The sequence below is a fragment of the Streptomyces durmitorensis genome, from assembly GCF_023498005.1.
Classification (GTDB): domain Bacteria; phylum Actinomycetota; class Actinomycetes; order Streptomycetales; family Streptomycetaceae; genus Streptomyces; species Streptomyces durmitorensis.
In genome coordinates, this window is record NZ_CP097289.1 from 960,717 (window position 1) to 981,972 (window position 21,256).

A 21,256-nucleotide genomic window follows, 5' to 3' on the forward strand; every position below is an offset into this window, starting at 1 on the left:
ACTCCTAGGCGGCGAGGGCAAGTCGGGCAGCGCAGATCTTGAATTCGGCGCGGCGCGGCTTGTAGTTGAGGGCGATGGCGGCAACCTGTTGGGGCGTGAACCTGGCACAGTCCCGCATCCGGCGTCCGGCGTGGACCCGGCCGGTGGCACCGATGACGCCGAGCTTCGCGGCAACCTTGCGCAGCGTGCCGACCATGCTGGCCGCGTCACGGTGGCAGAGTCCGTGCGCCATGGCGTGCGAGGCGAGGGTCCCGGCACCGTTGCGGCGGATGCGGACGGCGGCGCGGGTGGTGAGGGCGCGGGCCTTCAGGGTGGCGCGGCGGATGCGGTTCGAGCGGATCATCGGTTCCCCCCTGGGTGCGGTGTGCGGTGGATCGGCGGGCCCGGCCGACGAGGACCGGAGGTCTCAGGTGCTGGACTGGCGCGCTTGTCGCTCGCGGCGCGTGATGCGCTTGCACGGTCGGCAGTAGCGTCTACCGCCGTTCTGGTAGGCCGTGTTTTCCGGGGTGAGCGCGTGGCCACGCTTGCACTCAGCCCTCCGTTCGTTGATGGAGGCCGTCACTCGATTGGCGCGCGCTTTGTTTACTGCGGGGGTGACGGGCTCCAGGTGTGCCGGGTTCACGCAACGCCGGACCCGGCACAGGTGGTCCAACTCGAGACCGGCGGGAACCAGCCCTATCAACTGCTCGTAGGCCACCCGGTAAGCCTCACGCTGCTTACCTTCGTCATAGATCCGCCCGTAACCGTCACGGCTGAGGCGGCCGGTAAATAGCCAGCAGCCTGCGGAGGAGACGACGATCTTCTCCCTGAGTCGTTCGAGTACCGGGCGCTTCCTGGCCACCGTCTCTCCCTATCCCCTGCTGGTCTCCCTGCCCCTTGTTTGGGGTGTAGCTACACCGTAGGCTGGTGTAGCTACACCACGCAAGTGGTTCGACCGAGAATCTGTAGCTACACCGGTAGCTACACGAGAGGAGAGGGAAGATGACGCAGGTAGCTACACCTGGATACGGTCAGCGCATGTCACCGAACGCGCCGAAGACCCCCGCCCGCCAGATCCGGATCGGGGACACCTGGTACGACTTCGACGCCGCCGCCAAGGCCATGGGGACCGAACGAGCAGCCGTCATCCGGGAACTCATCGACTGGTACATCCGCGAGCCCGGAGCCAAGCTCCCTGCCCGGCCCGACCGGAGCGTCATCGAAGCAGCGCGCACGCAGAGGGCCAAGGAGGGGCAGGAATGAAGAGCGTCAATGATGTCGACTTCATAGCCGACTGCGCGCATGCCGGGCAGGTCGACAAGATCGGCGTGCCGTACATCGAGCACGTTCGCGCGGTTGCCGCCGGACTCGCACCGTTCGGTGACGAGATGACGATGGCCGGGCTGCTGCACGACATCATCGAAGACACCGACTGGACCGCTGAGCGGCTACGCGAGGAGGGACTCTCCGATCGCGTTGTCTCGGCCGTCGAAGCGGTGACCAACCAGAAGGGCGTCCCCTACGAGGAGAAGATCCGCCGCATCGTGGCGAGCAGCGACGCCACCCTCGTGAAGATCTCGGACAACGCCCACAACAGCCACCCCGACCGGGCCGCCCAGCTCCCCGCAGAGAAGCGGACACGACTCGCCGCGAAGTACCGGGCCGCCCGCAACGTGCTGTGGACTGCCGCAGACGACCGCGACATCGAAGCCATCATCACGATCGTCAACCCGTCACTGCTCGACGAACTCCGGGAGCGGCAAGCCGCAGGCTAGCCACTTCGCCGGTTCCCGCCCCGCTCCCCCTCCCGCCCCGTCACACTGCGACCATGGCGGTCCGTTTCGGAGTGCAGGCAGACACGGAGCGGGAGTGCCAGGACGCGTTAGAACTCCTGTGCGCCAGCCTCGGGTTGGAGCCTGCCCTGCTGCCGCGGCAGGTGACGGACGACAGGTGGATGGCGCGGGCGGTGCCTGCAGCCGCAGAAGGACCCGGCCCGTCATCCCCTGAACTGGTCGAGTAGCCATGCACGGAGAGGATGCGCCTGCCCGGCGTGCCGCCTCACATCCTTCTCGGCCCCGCGCCCTGTCACCGCCCAGGCCGCCTTCGCGAGCAGGCAGCCGACCAGGCCGCCGAGAGTGTTGAAGATGACGTCGTCGACATCGACGACCCGGCCGGCGTTCATCACCAGTTGCACGGCCTCGATCATGACGCTCAGCGCGAGGCAGCCCAGGACAATCCCGGGCAGCGAGGGGCGGCGGGCCGCCGTATAGGCGAACAGGCCGAGCGGCACGAACATCGCTGCGTTGGCGACCTGCAGCACGAGGATCATGTGCCGTTCGCTGGCGTACATGTAGTCGGCGGCGCTCCCCCACAATCCTTCACCGGGGATCATCGCCACGTAGGGGACTCCGGAGCCGATCGGCCGGTCCGGGATCACGGTGGCCGCCAGCACCAACGCCAGACACACCACCCACAGCACCCGAGCCACCCGGCGTTGACGGCGCGGCGACGTGCGGCGCCACACCCCCAGCCCGACAGCCACCACAGCGACCACGACGAGGAACAGGGACACCGTCCACACGTTCACGTAGAAGACGATGCGCCACACGCCGAATTCCTCCCCAGCCCGGTCAGGTACGTCAGCAGTCGAGGTACTTGGAGATGTAACGCTTGCCGTTGTGCTTCATCTTGGCGCGGATGCACGCGTCGTCTCCCATCGGGAGCCGCTTGCTGAAGGCCGCGTAGCCGTTGCGGGTCTTCTTGGTGCCCAGCCACTTGGATTCGGCGATGATCCCGGTGCGCTTCATGCGGATCTCGTAGCCGAGCTTGACGGTGATCTCCCCGCCCCGGTAGCGGGCGTAGTGGGCTTTGTACACGCCTGGCCGGTGGCCGCCTGCCGGGCTGGACATGCACACCCGTCCTCTGTCTGTCTTCCCGCAGCCGTCAGGGTCCTGGACGCGGGGCGGGGCCATCCCGATGGTCGTGGCCATGAGCACGATGGCCGCACATACGCTGCCGAGCTGTCGCTTCACAGGCGTTCCTCCCACATGGTCCATCCCGTTGCAGAAAGCGTTGAGGGCCACGGCGGGCTGGCGCCACCGCCACACCGGGACGTTCACCCTGGCGAGTGCATCAACGCCGAGCAGGAACGATCCGCTTCTCCCGCACCGTCGGCTGTAGTGCCAGTGAGGATTGTGCGGGGCGGGGTCGCCCACGGTGAGCTCTCACGCTGAATCAACGGCGGTCGGAGGCCGGCGTCACGGTACGGTCAACGCGGCGCCCCCTCCGCGCTGCATGCGGAGGGGGCGCCGTTGTCGTCGATGGTCAGGCTGCGGGGCGGCTGCTGTCGCCGTTGTAGTCGATGACCGGCTTGTAGCCGGACTGCTCCGGCGGGGCCATCCGTCCGGGCCCGGTGCACTCCTTGACGTGCTCGGCAGCCCAGTGGCAGGCCTTGCCGCTGTGGTGGTCGACGTCCTCGACGTCCGGCGCGACGTAGGAGACGTTGTGGCCGTGCTCGCACTGCGCGAGGACGAGCAGCGCGACGGTCACGGTGGCGTGCTCACCCTCGTACTCGACAGTCTGGGACGGGATCACATAGCTGGACATGGGGTGCTCCTTCAGGGGGTGGTAGGGCTACTTGCTCTTGTCTGGGCGGATTTTGGTTGCGGCCCATCCGGCGGCGAGGATGACGCCCGCCATGGTCAGACCGATCATGGGGAGGTTCGCGGAGACGACGCCGATGATCCCCATCAGGGTTCCGCCGACGAGGACGACGATTCCGACGAGGGCTCCGGTGCAGACGACGACCACAGCGAGGATCAGGAACGTGATGATGATCAGGCGCTGCATCTCCGGCGACAGGCCTGGCTGAACGGGCGCCTGGATGACCATCTGGGTCGGGTGCAGCGGTTGGCCGATGGTGAAGTGCACGGGGCGGCCGTGCTCGTCGTAGATGACGTTGGGCGGTCGGTGGTGTGCGGGGACCTGCAGCCGCCCGTCCGTGAGGTCGGGCAGCCGGTCGGGCAGCGGCTGGTTCATGGCGCTTCTTTCAGTCGTTGACGTCGATCTCGGAGGCGGCGGACAGGATGCGCCCCGCGGTTGCGTCGCTCTGGCTTCCGGACTTGCGGGTGAGGCGCTCGGCTTCCCGGCGGCTGCCGCCTTGCTGGAGCTTCCGGGCTGCCGCCCGGACCTCGGCGTCGCTCGGCGTGTAGTCGTCCTTGCGGGTGAACAGGCCCATCACGGGCTCCCTTCGGGTTGGGGTCAGTACTTGCGGGCGGCGCGGTCGGCCTTGCTCAGGTCGCTCTTGGCTTTCTGCAGCGCCTGGCGGGCCGTGGCCTTCGTCCGGGAGTCGGGGGCGGTCTTCAGGTCGGCCTTGGCCTTGGCGACCGCGTTCTCGGCTTGCTCCAACTTCTGGAACACGGCGCTGGCTTCACGCTCGTAGCGCTCTTCGCCGCGCTGCCGGATGGTTTCCAGGCGGTTGCCGAGGCGCGGGTCGACGATGTCGGTGGTGCCGTGCGGGCCATCGGAAGCGGCGGCCTGCTTCAGCGTCTTGGCGCTGATCTTGGCGATCTCCCACTTCTCGCGGGCGGTGTACGAACCGGGCATGTGGATCTCCTTCTGTTGATGGTTGATCGGGTAAGCGACGCGGTGCGAGCGACCGAAACCCTTGGAATCCGGGGGTTCCGGGAGTCTGGGTGAGGTGCCGATCTGCCTCACCTGGTCTGCATACGTGCAGGTCAGGACCGGTGAGGCGGGTGGGTGAGGCGGTAGGTGAAAAGTCACCTGCGGTTCCACGCCTCACCTGGCTTCTGGATCATCGTTCTCGCGGTTGGCGAGGGCCTTCAGAACCCGTTCGCGGGTCACGTGCGGGTAGCCCTGGAAGGTGTTGGTGTCCTCACCCGCGTCGGTGAGGACCTTGCGCAGCCGGGCGCCGTCCCAGTCCTTGTAGTAGGACTTGGCGAGGTTCTTGAGGCGGTGGATGACCTCCGTGGTGCGAACCCGGTCCTCGGCAACGAGGACGGTCCTCACGTCGACGAGCTCGTCGCGCCTTTCAACGGCGGCCGGGCGGCCGAGTGTTGCGACGTTGCGGCGCAGCGCCTTGGCCCGGTCTGCGACTTCCTTGGCGTCGTCGTTGCTGACGTAGTGCGTGCGGACGTTCAGCGACACCTGGCCGGGCGGCAGAGGAACGCCTTCACCTGCGGCAACAAGCTGCCCCTTGTCGAGGCCCTGGCGCAGCTTGTGCGGTGCGGCGCCCTTCTCCACGGGCGCCTCCCCCAGCGCCATCTCGGCCTGAGACTTGGTGCCCAGGACCAGCGCGGCACGGATGTGGTTACCCTCGCGGGACCGCTTGGGCAGGTTCTGGTCGGTGGGGTCCTGGGTGCCTTCCCAGATCTCCACGTCAACGGCGCGGCCCTGGTCGTGGATGCCCTTGACCGCACGGAAGTACCTGCTCGTGGCCTTGGCTCCGCCGTAGGGGGCGCCGTACTTGACGTTCCCCTTGTCGTCGATGTACTCCTCGCGGGCGCCCGACCCGTAGGCGACCTGCGCCTCGTCAACGATGCAGACCAGCGGCTTGAACACAGTGCCCTCGGGCTGCTGCAGCCGCCGGTTCATCTCGTCGAAGACGCCCTCGACCATGTGTGTGACGTCCATGACGTGATCGTCCGTCGGCCCCTCGATGAGGGTCGTGGCGAGACCGTCGAACATCCGCCAGTCGCCGATGCCCTTGAGGTCGCCGATGCGGAATTCGACGGTCGGATCCATGGCCAGCCAGAGAGCAAGCGCCCGCAGGCTGGCGGTCTTGCCCTGGTTGGACAGGCCGGTGACCAGCACCATCTTCTGGTAGAGGCTGATCAGGACGGCGTCGCCGCGCAGGTCGACACCCCAGGGGGCGCGTCCGCTCTTGTAGTCCGCGGTGAGGCTGGTGTCTGTGACCAGCGGGGACGGCCCGATCGGTTCGTCGAGGGCGCCGCTGTCGGCGATCCACACCCGCACTGTGCGGGCGGCAGGGGCGATACTGACGTAGACCTCGTGCTCGTGCCGGTTGAGGTTCTCGGCGAGCTTGCGCCGCTTACCCATGATCTCGTCGGTGGAGACGCTGGAGGGCAGCGTGACGTCGACTTCCACGCCGCAGCCTGCGGTGACGATCGGCGACAGCATCGACGCCGCACCGTCCTCCATCGCCAGGATGGCCTTCTTCAACTCGCCAATCCGCAGGTCACGGAACGCTTTGACGACGATCGACGGGGTGATGGCCTCGCCTTCGACGCGCTGCTTCGCGGGGAGCGCCCATGCCGGTGCGGCTTGGCGCTGCTGTCCGACCCGCCACAGGGCGAGCAGGCCGAGCGCGGGCAGCGCCATCTTCGCCGGGCCCCAGACGACGGTGCCGATGAAGAACGCCCAGCGGATCAGTTCGACGACGAACTCGGCTGGGGCGATTACGTCTTTGATGTCGCCGTTTGCCCAGGCAAGGGCGATGCCGAGGAGGAGCAGGCCGCTGCTGCCGGCGACTGTGGCGGCACCGACCGCCTTGGGGGTCTGCCGCATCGCGGCAAGCGTTTCCATGCGTCGCTTGTGGCGGGCCTCGCGGAAGCGGTGGCCGCGCTCTTCCCACTCTTTCGCTTCTTCGATGTTCCCGGCGGCTTCGGCGGTGCGCTGCATCCGCTCGTAGCGGGAGGTGCTGCGGCTGTCCCAGGCGCGGCGGTACACGATGCCGGCGCCGCCGGTCATGTAGGCGCCGTGCCGGACGATGTAGCGGTAGGTGGCGTGGGTGCGGTCGTCGGTAAGGACGGCTCGCACGCCTTCACGCAGGCGACGGCGTCCAGGCTTCGCCGCGGGCTGTGGATCCGCCTCGGGGATGCTTTCGGTCGGCGGGGGGATCAGCTTGAGGGGCGGAAGCTTCTCCTCGACTGCCGTGCCGTTGTGGATGCTCATCAGTTGTAGCCCTCTCCGCCTTGTCCGACGGTGGCGTTGGTGGTCAGGTGCGCGGGGCCAGTGGCCGCGGTACCGAGGGCGGCTCGGCGGACGCGCCGGCCGTAGGAGTCGCCGGTGCCGAGCTTCTTGCCGATGTCGGTACCGGACAGGTCGGGTTCGGCTGCGAGCCATGCGGTGGCGGTCTTCACGTGCTCGTCGAACGAGGCGGCACTGGCCGCCTTCTGGCCGGTCTTGGTGCCGGTACTGCGCGGCTTGTTCCTGCCGGGCTGACCGGTGGTGCGGCGGCGCGGCCGTACCGGTACCGGGGCCGGTACTGAGTCCGGTACGGCGGCGAGTTCCGGGCGGCTCGCAGGCGGTACTGGTGTCGGCTCGGTGGCCGGTACCGGGGTGGGCTGCGGTACCGGTACTCGTTCAACGGTGGCGACTGGTTCAGCACCGGCCGCAGGGGCCGGTTCGGTACCGGGGGCGGTACCGGCCTTGGCGTGCAGTTTCTGCGGCAGTACCGCCAGGGCGTGGACTCGCCAGATGACGAGCGGGATGAGGAGCGACACGGCGACGACGAGCGGTACCGACACCACCACGACGCGGGACTCCAGAAGGTGCGCCGACACCTGGGCGACGCCCATCAGGAGGAGCGACAAGGCGATGTCCCGGCCGCGGTTCCGGCGGATCGCGGCGACGACGTACACGTCGAGTGCGAGGGGCAGCAGTACCGCCACCGGTACCGGGGAGCCGATGGCGCGGGCCAGGTTGTATTCGGCGGATGCGGTGTAGCCGACTCCTGCGATCAGGGAGATCGCCACGAGGTAGTCACGACTGGCACCGGCGGGCGGGGATTTCACGAGAGACCTCGTCCGATCAGGAAGGCGAGCAGGATGAGCGGGAAGACCATGCCGAGCAGGTAGAGGGCACGCATCACGTGGTCCTCCGTCGCAGTGCGAGGTAGCCGACTCCGGCGAGGAGCAGCACGGTGGTGGGGATCTGAGCGAGGATCGCGTTCGCGCCGTCGGCCATCAGGCCGAGGGTGACCTCGGCGGTCTGCGGCCACATGCCGGCGATAAGCAGGAGGGCCGCCAAGAGCAGCCAGTACAGGGGCCGCATGGCGGCCTCCCTTCAGGTGGTTGGGGGTCAGGTCCGGCGGGTCACCAGAAGCTGTTCTTCGGCTTGGGAACGATCATGTTTGGGGGGCAGCCGGTCACATGGCTTTCGCACGAGCAGGGCTTGTTGGCGGCGGCTCCGATCCCGAGGAAGTTCCCCAGGAATCCCGCTTCCTGCTGGTGCTTCTTGGAGCACGGCCAGCACTGCCGACATTCGCCGGGAGGTACGTCCATCGCGGGCCCTGTCAGCTCTCGTCGTTGTCGTCGGCAGGCTTGGTGAGCTGCATCGAGAAGGTGACGGTGAAGTCGCCGTCGTCCTCAACCTCGACCTCGCTGCCGGTGTCGGTCGTGTACTTGTCCATCACGTGCTCCTCTCGGGTGGCGGTTGGAACGCTGAGCGGTTCCCCGCGGCCCCGGCGCGATGTCCGGGACCACAGGCAGCCGGTCAGCGGCGGTACCAGGGCACGTTCTCGGCGGTCTCGCCCTTGCGGTCGTTCGCTGCGAGGTACGCCGGGTCGGTGTCGTCGGCGTCCTTCGTGTTGAAGTGCTCCAGGTCGCGCGAGGCCTGCTGGTGTGCGGCGACGTCCTCAGGCGTGCCGAGGATCTTGTCTTTCCAGCCCATGGCGGGCTCCCTTCGGGTCGGGGTGAGGGTTAGCGGCGCTTGTTGGCGGCGTCCATCGCCTTGTTGAGGCGCTGGGCCTCGTCCTTGGCGGCAGCCTTGGAGTCGTGCCAGGAGCTGACGTTTCCGTGCGGGTCCGTGACGGGGTATCCGCCTTCCTCCGGGGGCTCGAAGGCGTCGTTGGGGCGAGATCGGCTGAACAGACCCATGACGGGCTCCTCTCGGTGGTGGGCTCGGGGCTGTCCCGGCTCCCCTCGACCGGGTCCGTGCGAGACGGGCCCGGCGGGCAGCCGGTCAGCTCTTCAGGTGCCGTTCGACCCGGGCGGCCTGCTCCGGGGTCATCTCCTTGGCGACCTCCTTCGCGGCCTCGACGCCACCGGTCTTCGCGGCGTGCGTCATGCGCTGGGCCATCAGGCGGTCGGACGCGCCCTGCACAGCGGGGGCCAGCGCAGCATCGAGGCGGTCGTTGAAGCTCTCCAGAGAGTCGGACATGCCGGGCTCCTTCGTGATCGGGAATCGGGTGGTGGTGCGTGCCCCTGCCTGCGTTCGAGGCGTAGACCCGGGATCGGTCTGGCGGAGGCTGAAGCCGCGGCGGCGGGGTGCCGTGGGGGACGGAGGGGCCCCACCACCGCGGCGATCAGGGGTTGCGGCGCTTCGCTCGGGCGTCGGCCTCGGCCTTGATCTCCCGCGCCTTGGCCTCAGCTGCCGGGTCGCGGCGCTTCTGCTGCCGCACGTGATGCGCGGCAGCTACCTGCTCGGGGGTGCGGCGGCCGATCACGCCGCCGCCTCCGGCTCGCCGCCATCGGCGACCTCCAGCAGCGACACCACAGCCGCCTCCAGACGGCCCACCATCGCCACCACATCCCGGCGCTGCGACAAGTCCAGCCCCTGCGCCTCGACCAGCAGCTCACGCGCCACGTCGACGGATGCACGCCCAGACGCCGACAACTCGGGCCGGGCCATCACGCCGCCGCCTTGAGGTGCAGGTCCTGGCAGTTGCGGCTCCAGTCCTGGTGGACGGGGCACGTCTGGCGCTGGTCATCCGGCACGTTGTAGGTGGTCTCGCGGTACAAGGCGCGGGTCAGCTCATCGCCGAACAACTCGGCGATCACATCGGCGACCTTCACCTGCCGGGCCTTCCGGCCGAGCTCAGTGACGCCACGATCGGCGTCGAACAGGAACGGAGACATGACGATCCTCTCGGGGATCAATAGGTGGGTGGTGGTCTAGCGGCCGGTGTACGGCTGGGCACGACACTTCTCCGCGTGGGCCTGCGCCCACTCGCGGGCCGCCTGGACGTGCGGCAGCGCCGCCTTTGCGGTCACGTCGGCGTCATCGTCCAGCGCGAAGTGACCGTCATGCTGGTCCGTGAAGTCGGGGCTCACGCAGCCGTGGCCGTGACACTTGGCGACCGCACCGACCCGGAGCCGGGTCTCCCATCCATAGGCGGGGCCCGACTTTCGCTCCTCGCTCGACCGGACGAAAGCCTGGACGATGACCCGCCCCCCTCCGGCCGTGCCGAAGCTGCCCGCCTCGTCGTGGTCCGTGCTGCCATAGAAGCTGCGCCCCTTGTCCGCCTCCGCCGCGATGCTCCTGCGGCGGGCTCGGATCGTCTGGGCAATCTCGAACTTCAGGTCTGGTGCGGTCGGGATGTACGACATGGCAGCCCTCCAGGGCGAGCGGGGATCAAGAAGCGGGGACGGTCAGGTGATCTCGACGTGGGTGACGGTGCGGTCGCGGTCGTAGCTGACGAAGGAGTCGCACTGGCCGCACTGGAAGCCGCCGGGGTACGTGTCCATGGCCGCCTCGCAGCACCGGGGAGTTTCGGCAGATCCGAGCTCGTCGCCCTCGTCGAGGGACTCGATGCTGATCTGGCTCACGACTCGTCCTTCCGGGCCGTGAAAGTCCAGTCGCCGTTCGTCGTGCCGAGGTTCGCCTCGGTCTCGGAGCGGGCCTGGACGAGGAAGGGGCTTTCGAACGTGCCTCGGTCCTCGCCGTTCTCGTCGGTGGCCTGCGTGGGCTGGTAGTCCTTCGAGCTCATGAGGATCCTCTCGGGGATCAAGCAGTGGCAGCTGCGGACGGGAGAAACCGGGGGATGGACGTTCCCGCCCGCAGCCGATCTAGGGGGTTACGCGGTGGGCTTCGGCAGGGCCCGGCACGTCTCGGCATGCGCCTGCGCCATGTCCTGCGCACGGCCGTCATGCTGCCGACTGGTGTCATAGGTGCAGCAGCGGCAGCGAGCGACCGAGTGCTGCCCGTCCTTGCGCAGCACCTCGACGTACATCGACGGATCGCGGAAAATCTCCCCGCTCAACGTCAGATAGCGGGCCACCACGTCCTCAGGCCAAGCAGGCTGCGGCATCACGACGCCACCTCGTTCCGCACGATCACGAGGAACGCGTCGGACGCCAGGTCCATTACGACCTCCGCCTGCTGACCCTCCATACGGCGGGCACGAGCGAAGTCCTCCGCCGGCCAGGAGCCACGCGGGCCGCCAGCGGGGAAGCGCTCCAGAACCTGGCGGGGGCGGACGAAGCTCGCCGCGTCATGGGCGGCCCGATCGGCGGGGCTCAGGGTACGGGTTGCGGTGCTCATGATCACGCCACCTCCGTGGTGGGGGCGATGAGGGAGCCGTGCATGTACGCGTCGACGTCCGAGGCCCAGCAGCGGAAACCGCGCCGCCGCTTCTCGCCCTTGCCGAGCCGCATGGCCTTGAGGAGGCCGCTGTCGGCGAGGCGATAGACGGTTGCGACGTGCACCTTCATGAGGGCTGCGACCTGCTTGGCGTCCAGCAGCTCGTCGGCCTGATCCGGGTCGGGGGCTCGGTCTTCGGCGATCACACGGGCTCCAATGACTTGTGGCTGACTCCTTCGAAGGACAGCTCGATGGAGATAACCATGGCGTCCTTCGAAGGAGTTGTCAAGCTCGCCAAGTGAACTGAGTTCGCAGGGATTTGGGCGCACGAAAAAGCCCCCACCGGCCGATGCCAGTGGGGGCCGAGAGCCGACGTGGCTCAGATGGGGAACTCGTACTCCAGGATGTACTTCGACGCATCCAAGGTCATCTCGTTGACCTCGACCGCGCGGCCCTCCTCGTCGTAGGCGACTCGCTCAATCAGGAAGATCGACATGCCCTTGCTCAACCCCAGAGCCTGAGCCTCCTCCGACGTGGCGACGCGGCCATACACGCGCTCGCACGCCTTCACGGGGCGCCGCCCAACCTCCGCCAGGCGTTCATACATGCCGCCAGAGCCGGTGTCTGTCTGATCGACCCCAGCCTCGACGGCCAGACCCGCAGGAAGGTACGAGGTGGCGAGCTGTAGCTTTCGGCCATCCAGAGAGAAGAGTCGGCTTCGACGACAGAACGGTCCAGCACCGAGGATCTCCACGACACGATCCGAGGCGGTCGCCACCTCGTCAACATCCACCTGCACGTCAGGCTCGCGACCTTCAAGATCCGCGCTCTGAATGGACTGGGCGCCGCGGGCGAAGCGCCGAGGGGAGGTGCGGACCAGCCTCTTAGGATCGAGTACGTAGACGCCCTTGCCGTGCCGGCTGACCGCCAGCCCCTCCGCCATGAGGCGCTCGTAGGCGGCTCGAACCGCCGCATTGGACAGACTTCGCTCATCCTTCAATGCGGCCTCGCTGGGCAGCTGGGCGCCGGGGAGCAACTCGCCGGACTGGATCAGGGCGCGAAACTCTGCAGCAAGCTCTGCGGCGACGTACCGCCCAGGCTCTCCCTTACGTGGCGCCAATGGTCCTCCTCGCTCGACTCCTTTGAAGATGTTAGCTATCGCTCTAGAGCACGCGCGAACAGGGCGGATTCTGCGAATCCAGCAGAACCCCTTGACTCCTTCGAAGGAGCACGGGCACGGTGGGTGCGCCATCAAGTACTCATTGAAGTTCCGGCAGCACACAGCGGCAGCACAACGGAGGCCCCATGCCCGAATCCGACGAGCCCACCGCGCTCTACCGCTACTTCGACGCCGATGACGTTCTGCTGTACGTCGGGATCTCGAACAAGCCCGACTTCCGCGCGAAGGCGCACCTGTACGAGTCGCGCCGCGACGACTGGCCGAAGCGAGCTGGCCGCCGAACCGACGAGTGGCACGCCTCCCGCCCGCTCGCCCTCAAGGCGGAAGAGGTGGCGATCAAGACAGAGAAGCCGCTTTACAACGGGACGCACAATCACAACGACGCCGAGTTCGATCCGTCGTCATGGTCCCCGGTATCCGGAAGCCCGAAGCCTCCTCTGATCGCCGATCTAATGCGCTGCGAGATCATCAGCGGGAGGTGGCCGGCCGGGGTGCGCATCCCGTCACTCAGGACTCTCGCCAAGGCCGCTGGCGTCGGCAGCTCGGGACCCGCCAGCAAGGCCGCTGCCCTACTCAAGGCTGAGGGCCTACTCACCTTCGAGGCCGGGCACGGGCTGTTCGTGTCCAAGCCTCGGGCGGTCCGACCTCGCCCACGCAGACATGCCCCGGCCGAGCCGAAGACCTACGAGAAGCTCCCGCACGACTGGCCGCGGTCGGTCGGCTTCCCCGGCTAGCTGAACGACCAGGTCCCGGACGGCGAATGACAGTTTCTCACTCTGCGAATATGTCATTGTTGCAGGTCAGAGGCTTACGGGCTATCTTTCCGTCAGTACTCGGGATCACGAAACCCGTCGTCAACTCCCGTCGTTTCCAGCCGTCTTCACCGCCCCTGTACGGCCCAGTTTCAGTGAGTCTCGCCGAGGTTCGCCGAGCCCCGCCGAGCCTGACGGGTTCCTGATCTCGAGCGTGGCTCCCACGAATTACACCCAAAGTTTGCGCTTGGTCGGTTCGCCTCTTCAGGATGGCGGCTGCCGGACATGCGAACGGCCGGGCGCTTGCGACGCCCGGCCGGTTCTACCAGCGAGTTGCCACTCGCTGATCTGTAAGCCCGTCTCGTCAAAGGGAGCTCCCCATGAAGGTAACAGCCTCTGCTGTCTTAGAGCAGCCTCCGACCCCCACGACCGACCATCTCCTCGACACCCCCCTCCCCGATCTTCTGGCCGAGCTGCAGGTGGAGCTGGTGGAGTCGCGTCTCACGATGCGTGGGTTCACGGGGTATGTGGCCCGTGAGGGTGCGTTGACCGTTCTGGCACTGCCGCCGGACCGCCCGGAGCAGGAGCGCGACATGATCGTGCGCCAGCTGCTGGGCACGGCGTTCCAGGTGCCGATGCCGGACCCGCCGGGCGAGTACCGGATCACCGAGCTGGGGCCGGAGCTGCTGGCTGCGTGATCTCTCGCGTGTCGACGCCTCGCCCTAACCGGTGGGGCGTCTCGCTGTCTACGGCGCCCGTCCGGCCGCCACGGCTGCGTCTCGCGGGCCGGAACCGTTCACCGTTCAACTCGCGCGCCTGACAGTGCCCGTCACACCGCATATGCCCCGGCTGGTTCGGGCCGTGCGGCATGCCGCCCTGAGCTGCACGCTCACGCTATGGGGGATTCACGCAAGCCGAGGCCTGATCGAGTCCAATTGACTTGCCCGCATTGCGGGTTGCCGCGGGATCAGGTGGAGACACTGGACCCTGATCCGATCCTGCTGGAGCCGGGCCTGCGGGTGCCCGCGCACGAGATCCCTCCGGAACGCCGTTGGATCGAGATCCCGGACGGCAAGGTCGCGATGTACGGCGTCTGCCCGCCGGTCCAGTCGCAGCTGTGCCGGGTCGAGCATGCTTTGGTGTGCCCTAATCAGCCGCTGCCCCCGGATCCGTGGCCGCGGATCTCGAAGCTGCGGGAAGCGAACGCGGCGAGGGTGGAGCAGCCGGTCCTGCCGCTCGGGGATGAGCAGCTGCCCGACGTCGGCTAGCCGCTACCGTCCGCCGGCTTGCCCGTTGTCCTCGTTGTCGGCCATCGTGCCGACCTCGCCCGTCCCGCCGCATGCTAGGCAGTCGACGATCGTCTCGTTGCCGTCTGCGTCCCGCACGGTCTTCGTCCCGCCGGTGCATTCGCCGCAGGCTGGCACGTGTTCCTCCAAGAGCCGCTTCGTCGCGTTGAGCAGCCGCCCGTAGCGGTGGTCTTGCTCCAGTGCGGGGATGTGGCGGCGATCAACCCAGGCCATCGGCGCTCCTTGCGTTGCTGCCAGGGTCCCGCTGTGGGCTGCGGGCGGCAAGACGCCCCGCTCCGGACTTCGGGCGGTGCGTCGTCGTGCTCTGCTAGCCGAGGAGTCCACCGTCTTCGAGCTTGTCGAGGACGGATTGTTCGACGTCCGTGATTTCGTCGGCCGTGATCGTGGCGGAGGTTCCAGCGGCGGCGAGGAGCGCGAGGCCCTCTTCGAGGGGGATGGTGATTCCATGGCTGGCGGAGAAGGCTTCGGCGGCGTTACGGGTCATGCGGTGATCCTGCACGTGGACGTAGGCGGCTAGTCGGGGCACTGGCGTTCGCGTTGTCCCACCACCGTGGTCAGTGGCAGCTGCACCCGCAGAGCCTGCCGGTGTACTTGTGGTTGATCCGACACCGCTGGTGCATGCGGTCGGCCCACGCGCCGAGTTCGTCGGCCTGGTCGGTGTGGACGGCGGCGGCTTCGGCAAGAAGCCCCGCGGTCTCGCAGGCGGTGGACGTGTACGGCGCCGTCTCGATCAACGTGAGGATCGCGTCGGGGAGCTGTTCGCGGGTGTCGCCGGGAGGGGGCGGTGTCCAGTCCGTCACGGCTGCTCCTTCGGGGGTTCAGTCCCCGGCGGGCGGGTCGAGGACGGCGACGAGGTTGATGCGGCCGGCCTGGTCGCTGATCAGCAGGACGGTGACGGCGCCGGGGAGGACTGCTTCGCGCATGCGGACGGGTCCGTCGATGTCGAGGCCGTGGGGCTGGGTGGCCGTGTCGGGGTCTGCTTCGAGGCGCGGGATCAGGTTGAAGAACGCGAACTGGGCGTCGTGCGGCAGGGAGGCGATGAGGTCGAGGGCGAGGTGGTCGCGCTCGAAGTGCCAGGTCACGCCGCGGAGTGTCCTTGGTGCTGGCGCATGCTCTGCTCCCACTGGTCCCAGGCGGTCCGTGATTCCGGTGTCTCACGGTACTCGTCCGGTAGCTGCCCGTTGTGGGTCTTGGCGTATTCGAGGACGGCGTCCAGGCGGGGGACGACGTCGTCGCGCCAGTGTTCGACGAAGCGCTGCCAGCTGGCGAGAACGTCGGGGAGTTCGGGGAGCGGGGTGAGGTTGGCCTTGCGGAGGAACGTCTGCCGGACCTCGGCGACGGGGATCGCGTGGGCGATCGCGTCGATGGTCCACGGCTGCTCGCTCATCGCTGCCTCCCTGCCGTCGTTCATGGCCTAGGCCACGACGATATCGCTTTGATATCAGCCTCGGTATCGCTCTGCCTGTTCTGGCAGGTCGGTCCGCATCCCGCCTGCCATGTCGTCGTTGCACCGGGCATGACCGATCTTGCTGCCGATCTCCCGACCGCTGTCGACCCGCCGGCCGCGCTCCTCCCCCTGCTGACGCTCCCCGAGGCGCATGACGTGCTCGACGTGCTGGCCGCGGTCGTCAACGGCGGCGAGCCGGATCGGGAGGTCGCGGACCGTCTGCTGTCGAACCTCGCCGCCAGGGTGCCGTCGCGCGACTAGCGGGCGGGGCCACCGGGCGGCAGCCCCGCCTTGGGTGCTGCGGCTATTCGTCCCAGTCGGGCCAGTACGGGGTGCGGCCTTCCGCCTGCCGGTCGACGAGGTGCTGGCCGATGAGGCGGCCGGTGTCGGGTGAGGGCCCGGCCATGCGGCGCTCGAGGCCGTCGTCGTCTTCGTCGTCGAAGAGGGGGGTGCCGGGCAGAAGCTGGTCGTCGTACATGATCGCCTCCTAGAGGGCGTATCGGATGCGGGTCGCAAGGTGCCTGGTGTTGCCGTCGGTCAGGGTGATCGCGCTGATCTCGGGGGTGATGCAGCAGGTGAGGTACCGGATGCCGAGCGGGGGCAGGCCCATGGCGAGGGACCACGCGTCGTCGAGGTTCAGCAGTCGGGCCAGGGCGGCGGTGTCGTCGGGTGTGAGGCGGATGAGGATGTGGCCGTGCTTGCGTTCGACCGTGGTGTTGTCGAGTCCGGCCTGGTGCAGGAGTTCGGCGAGGTCAGTGATCGGGTCTTGGGTTGAGGCCATGTGTCTCCTTTACGGGGCAGGCTGCCCTGCTCGATGGGGCGTATGCCGCGGTTCAGGCCCGGGTGATGCGGAGCCGCAGGGGCCGGATGTCCGTGGGCTGTTCGAGAGTGGGTCGGTAGCCGTGGCTTTTGAGGAGTGCTGCGTATTCCTGCAGGTGTCCTTGGTCGTGGACGACGCGGGCGGTGTAGTTGCTGTCTTGCCGGAGCCGGTAGCCGCTGTGGCCTGCTTGGGTGAGGTGGTAGTCGATTTCGCCGGTCCATACGCGGGAGGTCATGGCTGCTCCTCGGTTGCGGGATCAGTGGCGCCGCCGTGTGGCGGGGCCGTGGGGGCTCTGCCAGGCGGGACGGTCGTCACGTCGCGGCAGGGCCGGGCGGGGACGCTCCGGCGGCTGTACGGGCCCGCCGTTGGTGTCGACCCAGTCGCCGCCCCGCAGGCCGTCAGTGATCCGCTGGAAGGCTTCGGTGAGGGTGCGGAGCGCTTCCATCGCGGCCCGCACTCGGCGTTCCTCCGCTTCCCGGAGCCGCTGGCCGAAGCGGGACCAGGACTGCACGAAGTCATCGGGGAGGGACGCGTCCTGCCCATCGTCGATGGTGAGGTCGACGCCGGTGACGTAACCGATCTCTTCCCAGCCGTCGCCGTCCGCGTCTGTGCCCGCTGGGGCGATCCACAGGCGCGGGCCGGGCTCGGTGGCGGGCCGGCTGCGCATCGCGTCGGGTCCGACCGTCGAGTCGTACAGGGCGTTGTCGATCTGGTTGAGGATGTCGTCGGCGCTGCTCACGGCTGTACCGCTCTCGGTCGGAGGATTGACGGCCATCGACGCCTGCGCCGTCGACTTACGGGCTGCTCCAGCAGCGGGCTGACCTTCCAGGCGAGGGTGCTCCACTGCGGCCAGTACCGGTGTCCGCAGGGATGGAACTCGTAGACGACGATCTCGCTCACGTAGGGAGGTTCGGCGGTCACGTCCACGCATGCCACGCCGCGCAGAATGCAGGCCGGGTGGGGGCACATACCGTCGAGGGGCCATCCGCGGGCCAGGGCGGTGTCGATCAAGTCGGTGCGCTCCGGGGCGAGGAAGCCGTTCGGGCCTAGGCCCGAACGCCAGCGTGTGGGCATCACTCGCCGCCCTTCTCGACGTCCCAGTTGCGGTCGTCGGCTGCGGCTTCGGCGACCGTCGGCCCGTCGTGGGCGACGAGGTGTCGTCCGTCGCCGTGGTGGCGGATGTATTGCGCTGCGGCGTCGACGCCTTCGAAGAGGCGCACGGCGAGGGCGGCGGCGTAGAGGTAGCCGGAGGCCAAGTCGGATTGGGCTTGGGCTTGGCGTAGTTCTTCCTTGTCGCGGGTGGTGGTGTCGACTGCGGCGAGCATCTGCTGCCGGTCGGTTTCGAGGCGGGCGAGGAGCTGGCGGTAGGGGGCGGGCTGGCCGTGGAGCAGTTGGTCGGTGGGTTGTTGCTTGGTCTCGGGTATCGCGGCGAGGGCTGCGTGAACGCCGCGCCAGATCATGGCGTTGCGGGTGACGAGGTCGCCGGGTACATGGTTTGTGCTGGTGAGGTAGGCATACACGGCGTCGTAGGCGGGTTGGCGGGGGTCAGCGCTGGAGTCCTCCCCGTTCGGCAGGGACTCGGGGCGGGGCTCGGTCATGGCTTCTCCTTGGCGGTTGCGGCGGTGGATGGCGATCCCGGCGGCGGTGACGGCGACAGCCGCCCACGCCCAGGCCGCCCAGACGGCGGCGGTCATGGCGGGCGTCACGGGTCGACCTCCAGCACGTATCCGGTACGGCGGGACCGGCCGTCGCGGGTGGTGGCGTCGGCGTGCAGGGCGGTGACGAGGATCTGCCGGAAGCGCTTGCCGGCATGGGCGTCGACGACGTGGGCGCGGGCGTGGCCGGGTATGTAGGACGAGATGCGGATGCGTGGCCCGCCGCGCGGGTCGCAGCTGCGGTAGATCTGGCCGGGCTGGATGGTCATGCGGCCTCCTTGGTCGGTGCGGGGATCAGCCCGCGCTCGCGGGCGACGCGGACGGCTGCGGCCCGGCGTTGGCCGCGAGGCCGCCAGTCGACGCCAAGGCGTTTGTAGGCCTCGGACAGGCGGGAGGAGACTTGCTCGCGGGGCGTGCCGAGTTGAGCGGCAACCTCGGCGAGCGTGGCCCCGCTGGCTGCTGCGGTGAGAACTTCGGCCTGTCGCGGCGTGAGGGGCATTCGAGCCGGGCCTCTGGTCACAGCCACTCCCCCGTGTCGACAATCTCGGCGTGTTCCAGGTCGTAGCCGCTGACCTGCCCGCGCACGTCGGCGGCGACGGTGGGCGGCGGGTTCTCGATCAGGTCCACATCGGAGGGGCCGGACGGCTCGGCAGCCCACCCGGCGGTCACGACGCACCGCCGTTGATCGCGCGGGCGACAGCGAGGGCGCGCTCGATGAAGTCGTTCGGCCACGTGAGGACGGCGGCGTTCGCGGCGGCGGTGTCCAGCCAGTCGGCGAGGGCGAGACCGACCGTGGGGTCCATGGCGGCGATGAACGCGGCGTCGCTCTCGCCGCGCTCTTGGACGCTGCGCTCGACAGCGAACACGTCACGGTCGACGTCAGCGTCACCGACAGGGCCGTATGGCGAGCCGACGATCAGCAGGAAGCAGGAAGGATCGTCGCAGCCTGTCGGGCAGGTGTCGGAGTGCCAGCGGTTCCAGGTCCACGGGGCGGGCGTAGCGTCGGAGGCCAGCTTGCGCAGCTTCTCGGCGGCGGTGCGGAGTTCGTCGGCGGGGCTGGTCATGTCGTCTCCTCAAGCAGGTGGATCTTCCGGTCGTGGCGGGCTTTGTCGCGGAGTGCGTCGGCGATGACGACGGCGGGGATCAACCCGGGATAGCAGCGGCGGAGGATCTGCTTCCCCTCCCCGTTGATCCATTTGCCGTTGGCTTCACGGGTGCGGCGGGTCTCGCGCTGGGATTCGACGATGGCCGTGGCGATGGCGTGCGGGTCGTCGACGACCAGGCCCGTCGCATCCAGGTGGCAGTGGGCGCGCAGGATGTCGACCAGGGCGGCGACCTGCGGGTCGTCGGAGACGGTGACGTGGCGGATCACGGTCACGACGCCGCCTCGTCGTCGGCTTCGGCCCCGCAGCGGCTGCATTCGCTGCCTTCCTCGACGGGCGGGTAGTCGTGCTCCGGCCAGACCTCGCCGTCGCTGTCAACGCAGGTCGTCTCGTCGAGCTCCGGGTAGTACCGCTTGTCGCCTCCGATGGGCGGCAGGTAGTCGGTCATCGTGTGTCCTTCGGGTTGGGGGTGGGCGGCGGCCGGAACCACCGCCCACGGGGCTAGTTGGCGGGCTGGACGGGTTGTCCGCATTCGGCTTCGTGAGCGGCGAGGTCTTCCTCGCGGGTGGCTGGGGCCCGGCGTTCACCGCAGCGGCTGCACTCCCAGACCGGGCAGCCGTTCACGTAGATCGAACGGAAACGGGCGCGGCGGAGAGTGGTCACCGGCCCTCCCCGGCTTGCGGGTAGTCGGCGTAGTGGCCTGCCGGGGCGAAGGCGGGACCGGCGTCTCCGCACGTGCAGCGCGGCTCGACCGGCTGCGTCTTCGCGGCGGCCATGCGGCGGAGCTGCTCCCGCCGCAGCTCGCGATCCCAGGCCGAACGCAGGGCGTCGATCGCCTTGTGGATGGGGCGGGTCGGCTCAACGCCCGCGTCTCGCAGGACATGGTGCAGGGCATACAACTCGCGCAGATCGTTCACACCTCCATCAGCGAACACCCGCGGTGGCACGGCGGCCCGGTCGGCGAGTGCGGGGTCGGCCAGCGCCGTGCGCAGTTCGTCGATGTCGCCGCACACCAGCCGCCCCCACGGGCCCCGATCGGACTCGTCGAGCACGTCCTGGAAACCCTTGGCGTGGGCGGCGAGGCGGTTGACGATCTCGGTGACGCGGTCGCGGAGGTCCCGGTCGGCGGGTGTGGTGCGCAGGGCGGACACAGCGGCGACGGCAATGTTGCGGGGGTCGTCGATGACGAGGCCGCTGTCGGAATGCTGGCAGCGGTCCCAGACGGAAGCGGCCATGGCCTCCATCAGCGGGTCGCCGTCGATCCAGACAGCGGGTGGTGTCTCGGTCACGGTGCTTCTCCTTGATCGGGTCGGTGAGACGATGGGGCGAGCACCGCCCGGATAGCCGCCGGGCGGTGCGCTTGCGTGGTCACGGGGCGGGGGTGCGCAGCTGGTCGAGGGTCTTCACCTCACCGACGGCGAGCGCGGATCGGATCATCCGCAGCGCTTCCTCGGCCGCCAACCGGCCCGAGTCCCACAGGCCGATGACCTGCTCGGCGAGGTCGCGCTTGGCGGCGATGTGCCCGGTCTGCCGCTGCGCGAAGTCGCGGGCCTTACCGGCGTCGTCGGCGTACTGGCGGTGCGCGCCGATCTGATCGTCGACGGCATTCCACACAGCGCTGACGACGTCGCGGGCGAGATCGTCAGCGTGGCTGCTGATCTCGCTCTCGACAGAGTCTTCGAGGCTGCGCCGGAACTGATCGAGTTGCGTGGTCATGTGGTGCTCCTTCG

Annotated in this window: 48 protein-coding genes; 6 read left to right on the forward strand and 42 right to left on the reverse strand. The window is 68.6% G+C overall.

Annotated elements, in window-relative coordinates; all coding sequences use genetic code 11:
- Positions 1-4: 4 nt before the first annotated feature.
- Together M4V62_RS04290 and M4V62_RS04295 are read right to left on the reverse strand one after the other, a co-directional pair.
- Positions 5-343, reverse strand: coding sequence for a hypothetical protein (locus tag M4V62_RS04290; RefSeq protein ID WP_249585863.1), 339 nt, complete (start codon positions 341-343; stop codon positions 5-7).
- Between the two features lie 63 nt (positions 344-406).
- Positions 407-841, reverse strand: a complete 435-nt coding sequence (locus tag M4V62_RS04295) for an HNH endonuclease signature motif containing protein (protein ID WP_249585864.1) — start codon at positions 839-841, stop codon at positions 407-409.
- A gap of 176 nt (positions 842-1,017) precedes the next feature.
- On the opposite strand from M4V62_RS04295, the gene M4V62_RS04300 reads away from it, so the two are divergent.
- A complete protein-coding gene (locus M4V62_RS04300; RefSeq protein WP_249585865.1) occupies positions 1,018-1,242 on the forward strand; it encodes a hypothetical protein in 225 nt (74 codons plus the stop codon).
- On the forward strand, positions 1,239-1,754 hold the full coding sequence (locus M4V62_RS04305; protein ID WP_249585866.1) for an HD domain-containing protein: 516 nt from the start codon (positions 1,239-1,241) through the stop codon (positions 1,752-1,754). The genes M4V62_RS04300 and M4V62_RS04305 overlap by 4 nt, the downstream gene beginning before the upstream one ends.
- Before the next feature lie 221 nt (positions 1,755-1,975).
- Here M4V62_RS04305 and M4V62_RS04310 read toward each other — a convergent pair whose 3' ends face one another.
- The 22 genes from M4V62_RS04310 to M4V62_RS04415 all read right to left on the reverse strand — a co-directional run bounded on the left by M4V62_RS04310 (position 1,976) and on the right by M4V62_RS04415 (position 12,382).
- Positions 1,976-2,587 (reverse strand): VanZ family protein, encoded by a 612-nt coding sequence (locus tag M4V62_RS04310; RefSeq protein ID WP_249585867.1) that lies wholly within the window; start codon positions 2,585-2,587, stop codon positions 1,976-1,978.
- Positions 2,588-2,618: 31 nt separating this feature from the next.
- Positions 2,619-2,888: a hypothetical protein gene (locus M4V62_RS04315; RefSeq protein ID WP_249585868.1), complete on the reverse strand. Its 270-nt coding sequence runs from the start codon at positions 2,886-2,888 to the stop codon at positions 2,619-2,621.
- 415 nt (positions 2,889-3,303) lie between these two features.
- Positions 3,304-3,585, reverse strand: a complete 282-nt coding sequence (locus M4V62_RS04320; protein WP_249585869.1) for a hypothetical protein — start codon at positions 3,583-3,585, stop codon at positions 3,304-3,306.
- A 27-nt stretch (positions 3,586-3,612) separates the two neighbouring features.
- Positions 3,613-4,017: a hypothetical protein gene (locus M4V62_RS04325; protein WP_249585870.1), complete on the reverse strand. Its 405-nt coding sequence runs from the start codon at positions 4,015-4,017 to the stop codon at positions 3,613-3,615.
- A 10-nt stretch (positions 4,018-4,027) separates the two neighbouring features.
- On the reverse strand, positions 4,028-4,216 hold the full coding sequence (locus M4V62_RS04330; RefSeq protein WP_249585871.1) for a hypothetical protein: 189 nt from the start codon (positions 4,214-4,216) through the stop codon (positions 4,028-4,030).
- Between the two features lie 23 nt (positions 4,217-4,239).
- Positions 4,240-4,584 (reverse strand): hypothetical protein, encoded by a 345-nt coding sequence (locus M4V62_RS04335; RefSeq protein ID WP_249585872.1) that lies wholly within the window; start codon positions 4,582-4,584, stop codon positions 4,240-4,242.
- A gap of 192 nt (positions 4,585-4,776) precedes the next feature.
- Positions 4,777-6,912 carry an ATP-binding protein gene (locus tag M4V62_RS04340; RefSeq protein ID WP_249585873.1) on the reverse strand — a complete coding sequence of 712 codons (2,136 nt, stop codon included), beginning with the start codon at positions 6,910-6,912 and terminating at the stop codon, positions 4,777-4,779.
- Positions 6,912-7,754, reverse strand: a complete 843-nt coding sequence (locus M4V62_RS04345) for a hypothetical protein (protein ID WP_249585874.1) — start codon at positions 7,752-7,754, stop codon at positions 6,912-6,914. Before M4V62_RS04345 ends, M4V62_RS04340 begins: the two co-directional genes overlap by 1 nt.
- Before the next feature lie 73 nt (positions 7,755-7,827).
- Entirely contained in the window at positions 7,828-8,013 is a 186-nt protein-coding gene (locus M4V62_RS04350; protein ID WP_249585875.1) for a hypothetical protein, read from the reverse strand.
- A 441-nt stretch (positions 8,014-8,454) separates the two neighbouring features.
- Positions 8,455-8,631 carry a hypothetical protein gene (locus M4V62_RS04355; protein WP_249585876.1) on the reverse strand — a complete coding sequence of 59 codons (177 nt, stop codon included), beginning with the start codon at positions 8,629-8,631 and terminating at the stop codon, positions 8,455-8,457.
- A 29-nt stretch (positions 8,632-8,660) separates the two neighbouring features.
- On the reverse strand, positions 8,661-8,837 hold the full coding sequence (locus M4V62_RS04360; protein ID WP_249585877.1) for a hypothetical protein: 177 nt from the start codon (positions 8,835-8,837) through the stop codon (positions 8,661-8,663).
- 85 nt (positions 8,838-8,922) lie between these two features.
- A complete protein-coding gene (locus M4V62_RS04365; RefSeq protein ID WP_249585878.1) occupies positions 8,923-9,120 on the reverse strand; it encodes a hypothetical protein in 198 nt (65 codons plus the stop codon).
- Between the two features lie 145 nt (positions 9,121-9,265).
- Positions 9,266-9,406 carry a hypothetical protein gene (locus tag M4V62_RS04370; RefSeq protein WP_249585879.1) on the reverse strand — a complete coding sequence of 47 codons (141 nt, stop codon included), beginning with the start codon at positions 9,404-9,406 and terminating at the stop codon, positions 9,266-9,268.
- Positions 9,403-9,591, reverse strand: coding sequence for a hypothetical protein (locus M4V62_RS04375; RefSeq protein WP_249585880.1), 189 nt, complete (start codon positions 9,589-9,591; stop codon positions 9,403-9,405). The genes M4V62_RS04370 and M4V62_RS04375 overlap by 4 nt, the downstream gene beginning before the upstream one ends.
- Positions 9,591-9,818 carry a hypothetical protein gene (locus M4V62_RS04380; RefSeq protein WP_249585881.1) on the reverse strand — a complete coding sequence of 76 codons (228 nt, stop codon included), beginning with the start codon at positions 9,816-9,818 and terminating at the stop codon, positions 9,591-9,593. Before M4V62_RS04380 ends, M4V62_RS04375 begins: the two co-directional genes overlap by 1 nt.
- A gap of 36 nt (positions 9,819-9,854) precedes the next feature.
- Positions 9,855-10,289, reverse strand: coding sequence for a hypothetical protein (locus M4V62_RS04385; protein ID WP_249585882.1), 435 nt, complete (start codon positions 10,287-10,289; stop codon positions 9,855-9,857).
- A 42-nt stretch (positions 10,290-10,331) separates the two neighbouring features.
- A complete protein-coding gene (locus M4V62_RS04390; RefSeq protein ID WP_249585883.1) occupies positions 10,332-10,508 on the reverse strand; it encodes a hypothetical protein in 177 nt (58 codons plus the stop codon).
- Positions 10,505-10,669, reverse strand: coding sequence for a hypothetical protein (locus M4V62_RS04395; RefSeq protein ID WP_249585884.1), 165 nt, complete (start codon positions 10,667-10,669; stop codon positions 10,505-10,507). The genes M4V62_RS04390 and M4V62_RS04395 overlap by 4 nt, the downstream gene beginning before the upstream one ends.
- Positions 10,670-10,756: 87 nt before the next feature.
- Positions 10,757-10,990: a hypothetical protein gene (locus tag M4V62_RS04400; protein ID WP_249585885.1), complete on the reverse strand. Its 234-nt coding sequence runs from the start codon at positions 10,988-10,990 to the stop codon at positions 10,757-10,759.
- Entirely contained in the window at positions 10,990-11,142 is a 153-nt protein-coding gene (locus M4V62_RS04405) for a hypothetical protein (RefSeq protein WP_488212579.1), read from the reverse strand. The genes M4V62_RS04400 and M4V62_RS04405 overlap by 1 nt, the downstream gene beginning before the upstream one ends.
- An 83-nt stretch (positions 11,143-11,225) precedes the next feature.
- Positions 11,226-11,468, reverse strand: a complete 243-nt coding sequence (locus tag M4V62_RS04410; RefSeq protein WP_249585886.1) for a helix-turn-helix domain-containing protein — start codon at positions 11,466-11,468, stop codon at positions 11,226-11,228.
- 173 nt (positions 11,469-11,641) lie between these two features.
- The gene (locus M4V62_RS04415) at positions 11,642-12,382 is read right to left on the reverse strand and encodes a GntR family transcriptional regulator (protein ID WP_249585887.1); all 741 of its coding nucleotides are present in this window, start codon (positions 12,380-12,382) and stop codon (positions 11,642-11,644) included.
- Between the two features lie 185 nt (positions 12,383-12,567).
- Here M4V62_RS04415 and M4V62_RS04420 point away from each other — a divergent pair, with 185 nt between their 5' ends.
- The 3 genes from M4V62_RS04420 (at position 12,568) to M4V62_RS04430 (ending at position 14,462) form a co-directional block, all read left to right on the forward strand.
- Positions 12,568-13,176, forward strand: a complete 609-nt coding sequence (locus M4V62_RS04420; RefSeq protein ID WP_249585888.1) for a GntR family transcriptional regulator — start codon at positions 12,568-12,570, stop codon at positions 13,174-13,176.
- A 398-nt stretch (positions 13,177-13,574) separates the two neighbouring features.
- A complete protein-coding gene (locus M4V62_RS04425; RefSeq protein ID WP_249585889.1) occupies positions 13,575-13,892 on the forward strand; it encodes a hypothetical protein in 318 nt (105 codons plus the stop codon).
- A gap of 198 nt (positions 13,893-14,090) precedes the next feature.
- Positions 14,091-14,462 carry a DUF6083 domain-containing protein gene (locus M4V62_RS04430; RefSeq protein WP_249585890.1) on the forward strand — a complete coding sequence of 124 codons (372 nt, stop codon included), beginning with the start codon at positions 14,091-14,093 and terminating at the stop codon, positions 14,460-14,462.
- 3 nt (positions 14,463-14,465) lie between these two features.
- Here M4V62_RS04430 and M4V62_RS04435 read toward each other — a convergent pair whose 3' ends face one another.
- From M4V62_RS04435 to M4V62_RS04455, 5 genes are all read right to left on the reverse strand, one after another.
- On the reverse strand, positions 14,466-14,714 hold the full coding sequence (locus M4V62_RS04435) for a hypothetical protein (RefSeq protein ID WP_249585891.1): 249 nt from the start codon (positions 14,712-14,714) through the stop codon (positions 14,466-14,468).
- A gap of 94 nt (positions 14,715-14,808) precedes the next feature.
- On the reverse strand, positions 14,809-14,985 hold the full coding sequence (locus tag M4V62_RS04440) for a hypothetical protein (protein WP_249585892.1): 177 nt from the start codon (positions 14,983-14,985) through the stop codon (positions 14,809-14,811).
- A 70-nt stretch (positions 14,986-15,055) separates the two neighbouring features.
- Positions 15,056-15,301, reverse strand: coding sequence for a hypothetical protein (locus M4V62_RS04445; protein WP_249585893.1), 246 nt, complete (start codon positions 15,299-15,301; stop codon positions 15,056-15,058).
- A gap of 18 nt (positions 15,302-15,319) precedes the next feature.
- Positions 15,320-15,583, reverse strand: coding sequence for a hypothetical protein (locus M4V62_RS04450; RefSeq protein WP_249585894.1), 264 nt, complete (start codon positions 15,581-15,583; stop codon positions 15,320-15,322).
- Entirely contained in the window at positions 15,580-15,888 is a 309-nt protein-coding gene (locus tag M4V62_RS04455; protein ID WP_249585895.1) for a hypothetical protein, read from the reverse strand. The genes M4V62_RS04450 and M4V62_RS04455 overlap by 4 nt, the downstream gene beginning before the upstream one ends.
- A 129-nt stretch (positions 15,889-16,017) precedes the next feature.
- On the opposite strand from M4V62_RS04455, the gene M4V62_RS04460 reads away from it, so the two are divergent.
- Positions 16,018-16,209 carry a hypothetical protein gene (locus M4V62_RS04460; protein ID WP_249585896.1) on the forward strand — a complete coding sequence of 64 codons (192 nt, stop codon included), beginning with the start codon at positions 16,018-16,020 and terminating at the stop codon, positions 16,207-16,209.
- Positions 16,210-16,252: 43 nt separating this feature from the next.
- On the opposite strand, the gene M4V62_RS04465 is transcribed toward M4V62_RS04460, so the two are convergent.
- The 13 genes from M4V62_RS04465 to M4V62_RS04525 all read right to left on the reverse strand — a co-directional run bounded on the left by M4V62_RS04465 (position 16,253) and on the right by M4V62_RS04525 (position 21,242).
- Positions 16,253-16,426: a hypothetical protein gene (locus M4V62_RS04465; RefSeq protein WP_249585897.1), complete on the reverse strand. Its 174-nt coding sequence runs from the start codon at positions 16,424-16,426 to the stop codon at positions 16,253-16,255.
- A 9-nt stretch (positions 16,427-16,435) separates the two neighbouring features.
- Entirely contained in the window at positions 16,436-16,729 is a 294-nt protein-coding gene (locus M4V62_RS04470; RefSeq protein ID WP_249585898.1) for a hypothetical protein, read from the reverse strand.
- Between the two features lie 52 nt (positions 16,730-16,781).
- Complete coding sequence (locus tag M4V62_RS04475; protein ID WP_249585899.1) at positions 16,782-17,003, reverse strand: hypothetical protein; 222 nt, start codon at positions 17,001-17,003, stop codon at positions 16,782-16,784.
- Between the two features lie 21 nt (positions 17,004-17,024).
- Positions 17,025-17,507 carry a hypothetical protein gene (locus tag M4V62_RS04480; RefSeq protein WP_249585900.1) on the reverse strand — a complete coding sequence of 161 codons (483 nt, stop codon included), beginning with the start codon at positions 17,505-17,507 and terminating at the stop codon, positions 17,025-17,027.
- Positions 17,508-17,841: 334 nt separating this feature from the next.
- Complete coding sequence (locus M4V62_RS04485) at positions 17,842-18,474, reverse strand: hypothetical protein (protein ID WP_249585901.1); 633 nt, start codon at positions 18,472-18,474, stop codon at positions 17,842-17,844.
- The gene (locus tag M4V62_RS04490; RefSeq protein ID WP_249585902.1) at positions 18,471-18,692 is read right to left on the reverse strand and encodes a hypothetical protein; all 222 of its coding nucleotides are present in this window, start codon (positions 18,690-18,692) and stop codon (positions 18,471-18,473) included. Before M4V62_RS04490 ends, M4V62_RS04485 begins: the two co-directional genes overlap by 4 nt.
- Positions 18,689-18,922 carry a sigma factor-like helix-turn-helix DNA-binding protein gene (locus M4V62_RS04495; RefSeq protein ID WP_249585903.1) on the reverse strand — a complete coding sequence of 78 codons (234 nt, stop codon included), beginning with the start codon at positions 18,920-18,922 and terminating at the stop codon, positions 18,689-18,691. The genes M4V62_RS04490 and M4V62_RS04495 overlap by 4 nt, the downstream gene beginning before the upstream one ends.
- Before the next feature lie 17 nt (positions 18,923-18,939).
- Complete coding sequence (locus M4V62_RS04500) at positions 18,940-19,092, reverse strand: hypothetical protein (protein WP_249585904.1); 153 nt, start codon at positions 19,090-19,092, stop codon at positions 18,940-18,942.
- Positions 19,089-19,487 (reverse strand): hypothetical protein, encoded by a 399-nt coding sequence (locus tag M4V62_RS04505; RefSeq protein WP_249585905.1) that lies wholly within the window; start codon positions 19,485-19,487, stop codon positions 19,089-19,091. The genes M4V62_RS04500 and M4V62_RS04505 overlap by 4 nt, the downstream gene beginning before the upstream one ends.
- Complete coding sequence (locus tag M4V62_RS04510; protein ID WP_249585906.1) at positions 19,484-19,801, reverse strand: hypothetical protein; 318 nt, start codon at positions 19,799-19,801, stop codon at positions 19,484-19,486. The genes M4V62_RS04505 and M4V62_RS04510 overlap by 4 nt, the downstream gene beginning before the upstream one ends.
- A complete protein-coding gene (locus M4V62_RS04515; protein WP_249585907.1) occupies positions 19,798-19,974 on the reverse strand; it encodes a hypothetical protein in 177 nt (58 codons plus the stop codon). The genes M4V62_RS04510 and M4V62_RS04515 overlap by 4 nt, the downstream gene beginning before the upstream one ends.
- Positions 19,975-20,185: 211 nt before the next feature.
- On the reverse strand, positions 20,186-20,815 hold the full coding sequence (locus M4V62_RS04520) for a hypothetical protein (RefSeq protein ID WP_249585908.1): 630 nt from the start codon (positions 20,813-20,815) through the stop codon (positions 20,186-20,188).
- A gap of 79 nt (positions 20,816-20,894) precedes the next feature.
- Entirely contained in the window at positions 20,895-21,242 is a 348-nt protein-coding gene (locus M4V62_RS04525) for a hypothetical protein (protein WP_249585909.1), read from the reverse strand.
- Positions 21,243-21,256 lie beyond the last annotated feature (14 nt).

What these genes read in the sequence shown, in the direction of transcription:
- M4V62_RS04290 (WP_249585863.1), bottom strand. Translation starts at nt 343, where the DNA reads ATGATCCGCTCGAACCGCATCCGCCGCGCCACCCTGAAGGCCCGCGCC.
- M4V62_RS04300 (WP_249585865.1), top strand. Translation starts at nt 1,018, where the DNA reads ATGTCACCGAACGCGCCGAAGACCCCCGCCCGCCAGATCCGGATCGGG.
- M4V62_RS04305 (WP_249585866.1), top strand. Translation starts at nt 1,239, where the DNA reads ATGAAGAGCGTCAATGATGTCGACTTCATAGCCGACTGCGCGCATGCC.
- M4V62_RS04315 (WP_249585868.1), bottom strand. Translation starts at nt 2,888, where the DNA reads ATGTCCAGCCCGGCAGGCGGCCACCGGCCAGGCGTGTACAAAGCCCAC.
- M4V62_RS04320 (WP_249585869.1), bottom strand. Translation starts at nt 3,585, where the DNA reads ATGTCCAGCTATGTGATCCCGTCCCAGACTGTCGAGTACGAGGGTGAG.
- M4V62_RS04325 (WP_249585870.1), bottom strand. Translation starts at nt 4,017, where the DNA reads ATGAACCAGCCGCTGCCCGACCGGCTGCCCGACCTCACGGACGGGCGG.
- M4V62_RS04330 (WP_249585871.1), bottom strand. Translation starts at nt 4,216, where the DNA reads ATGGGCCTGTTCACCCGCAAGGACGACTACACGCCGAGCGACGCCGAG.
- M4V62_RS04335 (WP_249585872.1), bottom strand. Translation starts at nt 4,584, where the DNA reads ATGCCCGGTTCGTACACCGCCCGCGAGAAGTGGGAGATCGCCAAGATC.
- M4V62_RS04340 (WP_249585873.1), bottom strand. Translation starts at nt 6,912, where the DNA reads ATGAGCATCCACAACGGCACGGCAGTCGAGGAGAAGCTTCCGCCCCTC.
- M4V62_RS04350 (WP_249585875.1), bottom strand. Translation starts at nt 8,013, where the DNA reads ATGCGGCCCCTGTACTGGCTGCTCTTGGCGGCCCTCCTGCTTATCGCC.
- M4V62_RS04355 (WP_249585876.1), bottom strand. Translation starts at nt 8,631, where the DNA reads ATGGGCTGGAAAGACAAGATCCTCGGCACGCCTGAGGACGTCGCCGCA.
- M4V62_RS04360 (WP_249585877.1), bottom strand. Translation starts at nt 8,837, where the DNA reads ATGGGTCTGTTCAGCCGATCTCGCCCCAACGACGCCTTCGAGCCCCCG.
- M4V62_RS04365 (WP_249585878.1), bottom strand. Translation starts at nt 9,120, where the DNA reads ATGTCCGACTCTCTGGAGAGCTTCAACGACCGCCTCGATGCTGCGCTG.
- M4V62_RS04375 (WP_249585880.1), bottom strand. Translation starts at nt 9,591, where the DNA reads ATGGCCCGGCCCGAGTTGTCGGCGTCTGGGCGTGCATCCGTCGACGTG.
- M4V62_RS04380 (WP_249585881.1), bottom strand. Translation starts at nt 9,818, where the DNA reads ATGTCTCCGTTCCTGTTCGACGCCGATCGTGGCGTCACTGAGCTCGGC.
- M4V62_RS04385 (WP_249585882.1), bottom strand. Translation starts at nt 10,289, where the DNA reads ATGTCGTACATCCCGACCGCACCAGACCTGAAGTTCGAGATTGCCCAG.
- M4V62_RS04395 (WP_249585884.1), bottom strand. Translation starts at nt 10,669, where the DNA reads ATGAGCTCGAAGGACTACCAGCCCACGCAGGCCACCGACGAGAACGGC.
- M4V62_RS04400 (WP_249585885.1), bottom strand. Translation starts at nt 10,990, where the DNA reads ATGCCGCAGCCTGCTTGGCCTGAGGACGTGGTGGCCCGCTATCTGACG.
- M4V62_RS04420 (WP_249585888.1), top strand. Translation starts at nt 12,568, where the DNA reads ATGCCCGAATCCGACGAGCCCACCGCGCTCTACCGCTACTTCGACGCC.
- M4V62_RS04425 (WP_249585889.1), top strand. Translation starts at nt 13,575, where the DNA reads ATGAAGGTAACAGCCTCTGCTGTCTTAGAGCAGCCTCCGACCCCCACG.
- M4V62_RS04430 (WP_249585890.1), top strand. Translation starts at nt 14,091, where the DNA reads ATGGGGGATTCACGCAAGCCGAGGCCTGATCGAGTCCAATTGACTTGC.
- M4V62_RS04435 (WP_249585891.1), bottom strand. Translation starts at nt 14,714, where the DNA reads ATGGCCTGGGTTGATCGCCGCCACATCCCCGCACTGGAGCAAGACCAC.
- M4V62_RS04440 (WP_249585892.1), bottom strand. Translation starts at nt 14,985, where the DNA reads ATGACCCGTAACGCCGCCGAAGCCTTCTCCGCCAGCCATGGAATCACC.
- M4V62_RS04455 (WP_249585895.1), bottom strand. Translation starts at nt 15,888, where the DNA reads ATGAGCGAGCAGCCGTGGACCATCGACGCGATCGCCCACGCGATCCCC.
- M4V62_RS04460 (WP_249585896.1), top strand. Translation starts at nt 16,018, where the DNA reads ATGACCGATCTTGCTGCCGATCTCCCGACCGCTGTCGACCCGCCGGCC.
- M4V62_RS04465 (WP_249585897.1), bottom strand. Translation starts at nt 16,426, where the DNA reads ATGTACGACGACCAGCTTCTGCCCGGCACCCCCCTCTTCGACGACGAA.
- M4V62_RS04470 (WP_249585898.1), bottom strand. Translation starts at nt 16,729, where the DNA reads ATGGCCTCAACCCAAGACCCGATCACTGACCTCGCCGAACTCCTGCAC.
- M4V62_RS04475 (WP_249585899.1), bottom strand. Translation starts at nt 17,003, where the DNA reads ATGACCTCCCGCGTATGGACCGGCGAAATCGACTACCACCTCACCCAA.
- M4V62_RS04490 (WP_249585902.1), bottom strand. Translation starts at nt 18,692, where the DNA reads ATGACCATCCAGCCCGGCCAGATCTACCGCAGCTGCGACCCGCGCGGC.
- M4V62_RS04495 (WP_249585903.1), bottom strand. Translation starts at nt 18,922, where the DNA reads ATGCCCCTCACGCCGCGACAGGCCGAAGTTCTCACCGCAGCAGCCAGC.
- M4V62_RS04505 (WP_249585905.1), bottom strand. Translation starts at nt 19,487, where the DNA reads ATGACCAGCCCCGCCGACGAACTCCGCACCGCCGCCGAGAAGCTGCGC.
- M4V62_RS04515 (WP_249585907.1), bottom strand. Translation starts at nt 19,974, where the DNA reads ATGACCGACTACCTGCCGCCCATCGGAGGCGACAAGCGGTACTACCCG.
- M4V62_RS04525 (WP_249585909.1), bottom strand. Translation starts at nt 21,242, where the DNA reads ATGACCACGCAACTCGATCAGTTCCGGCGCAGCCTCGAAGACTCTGTC.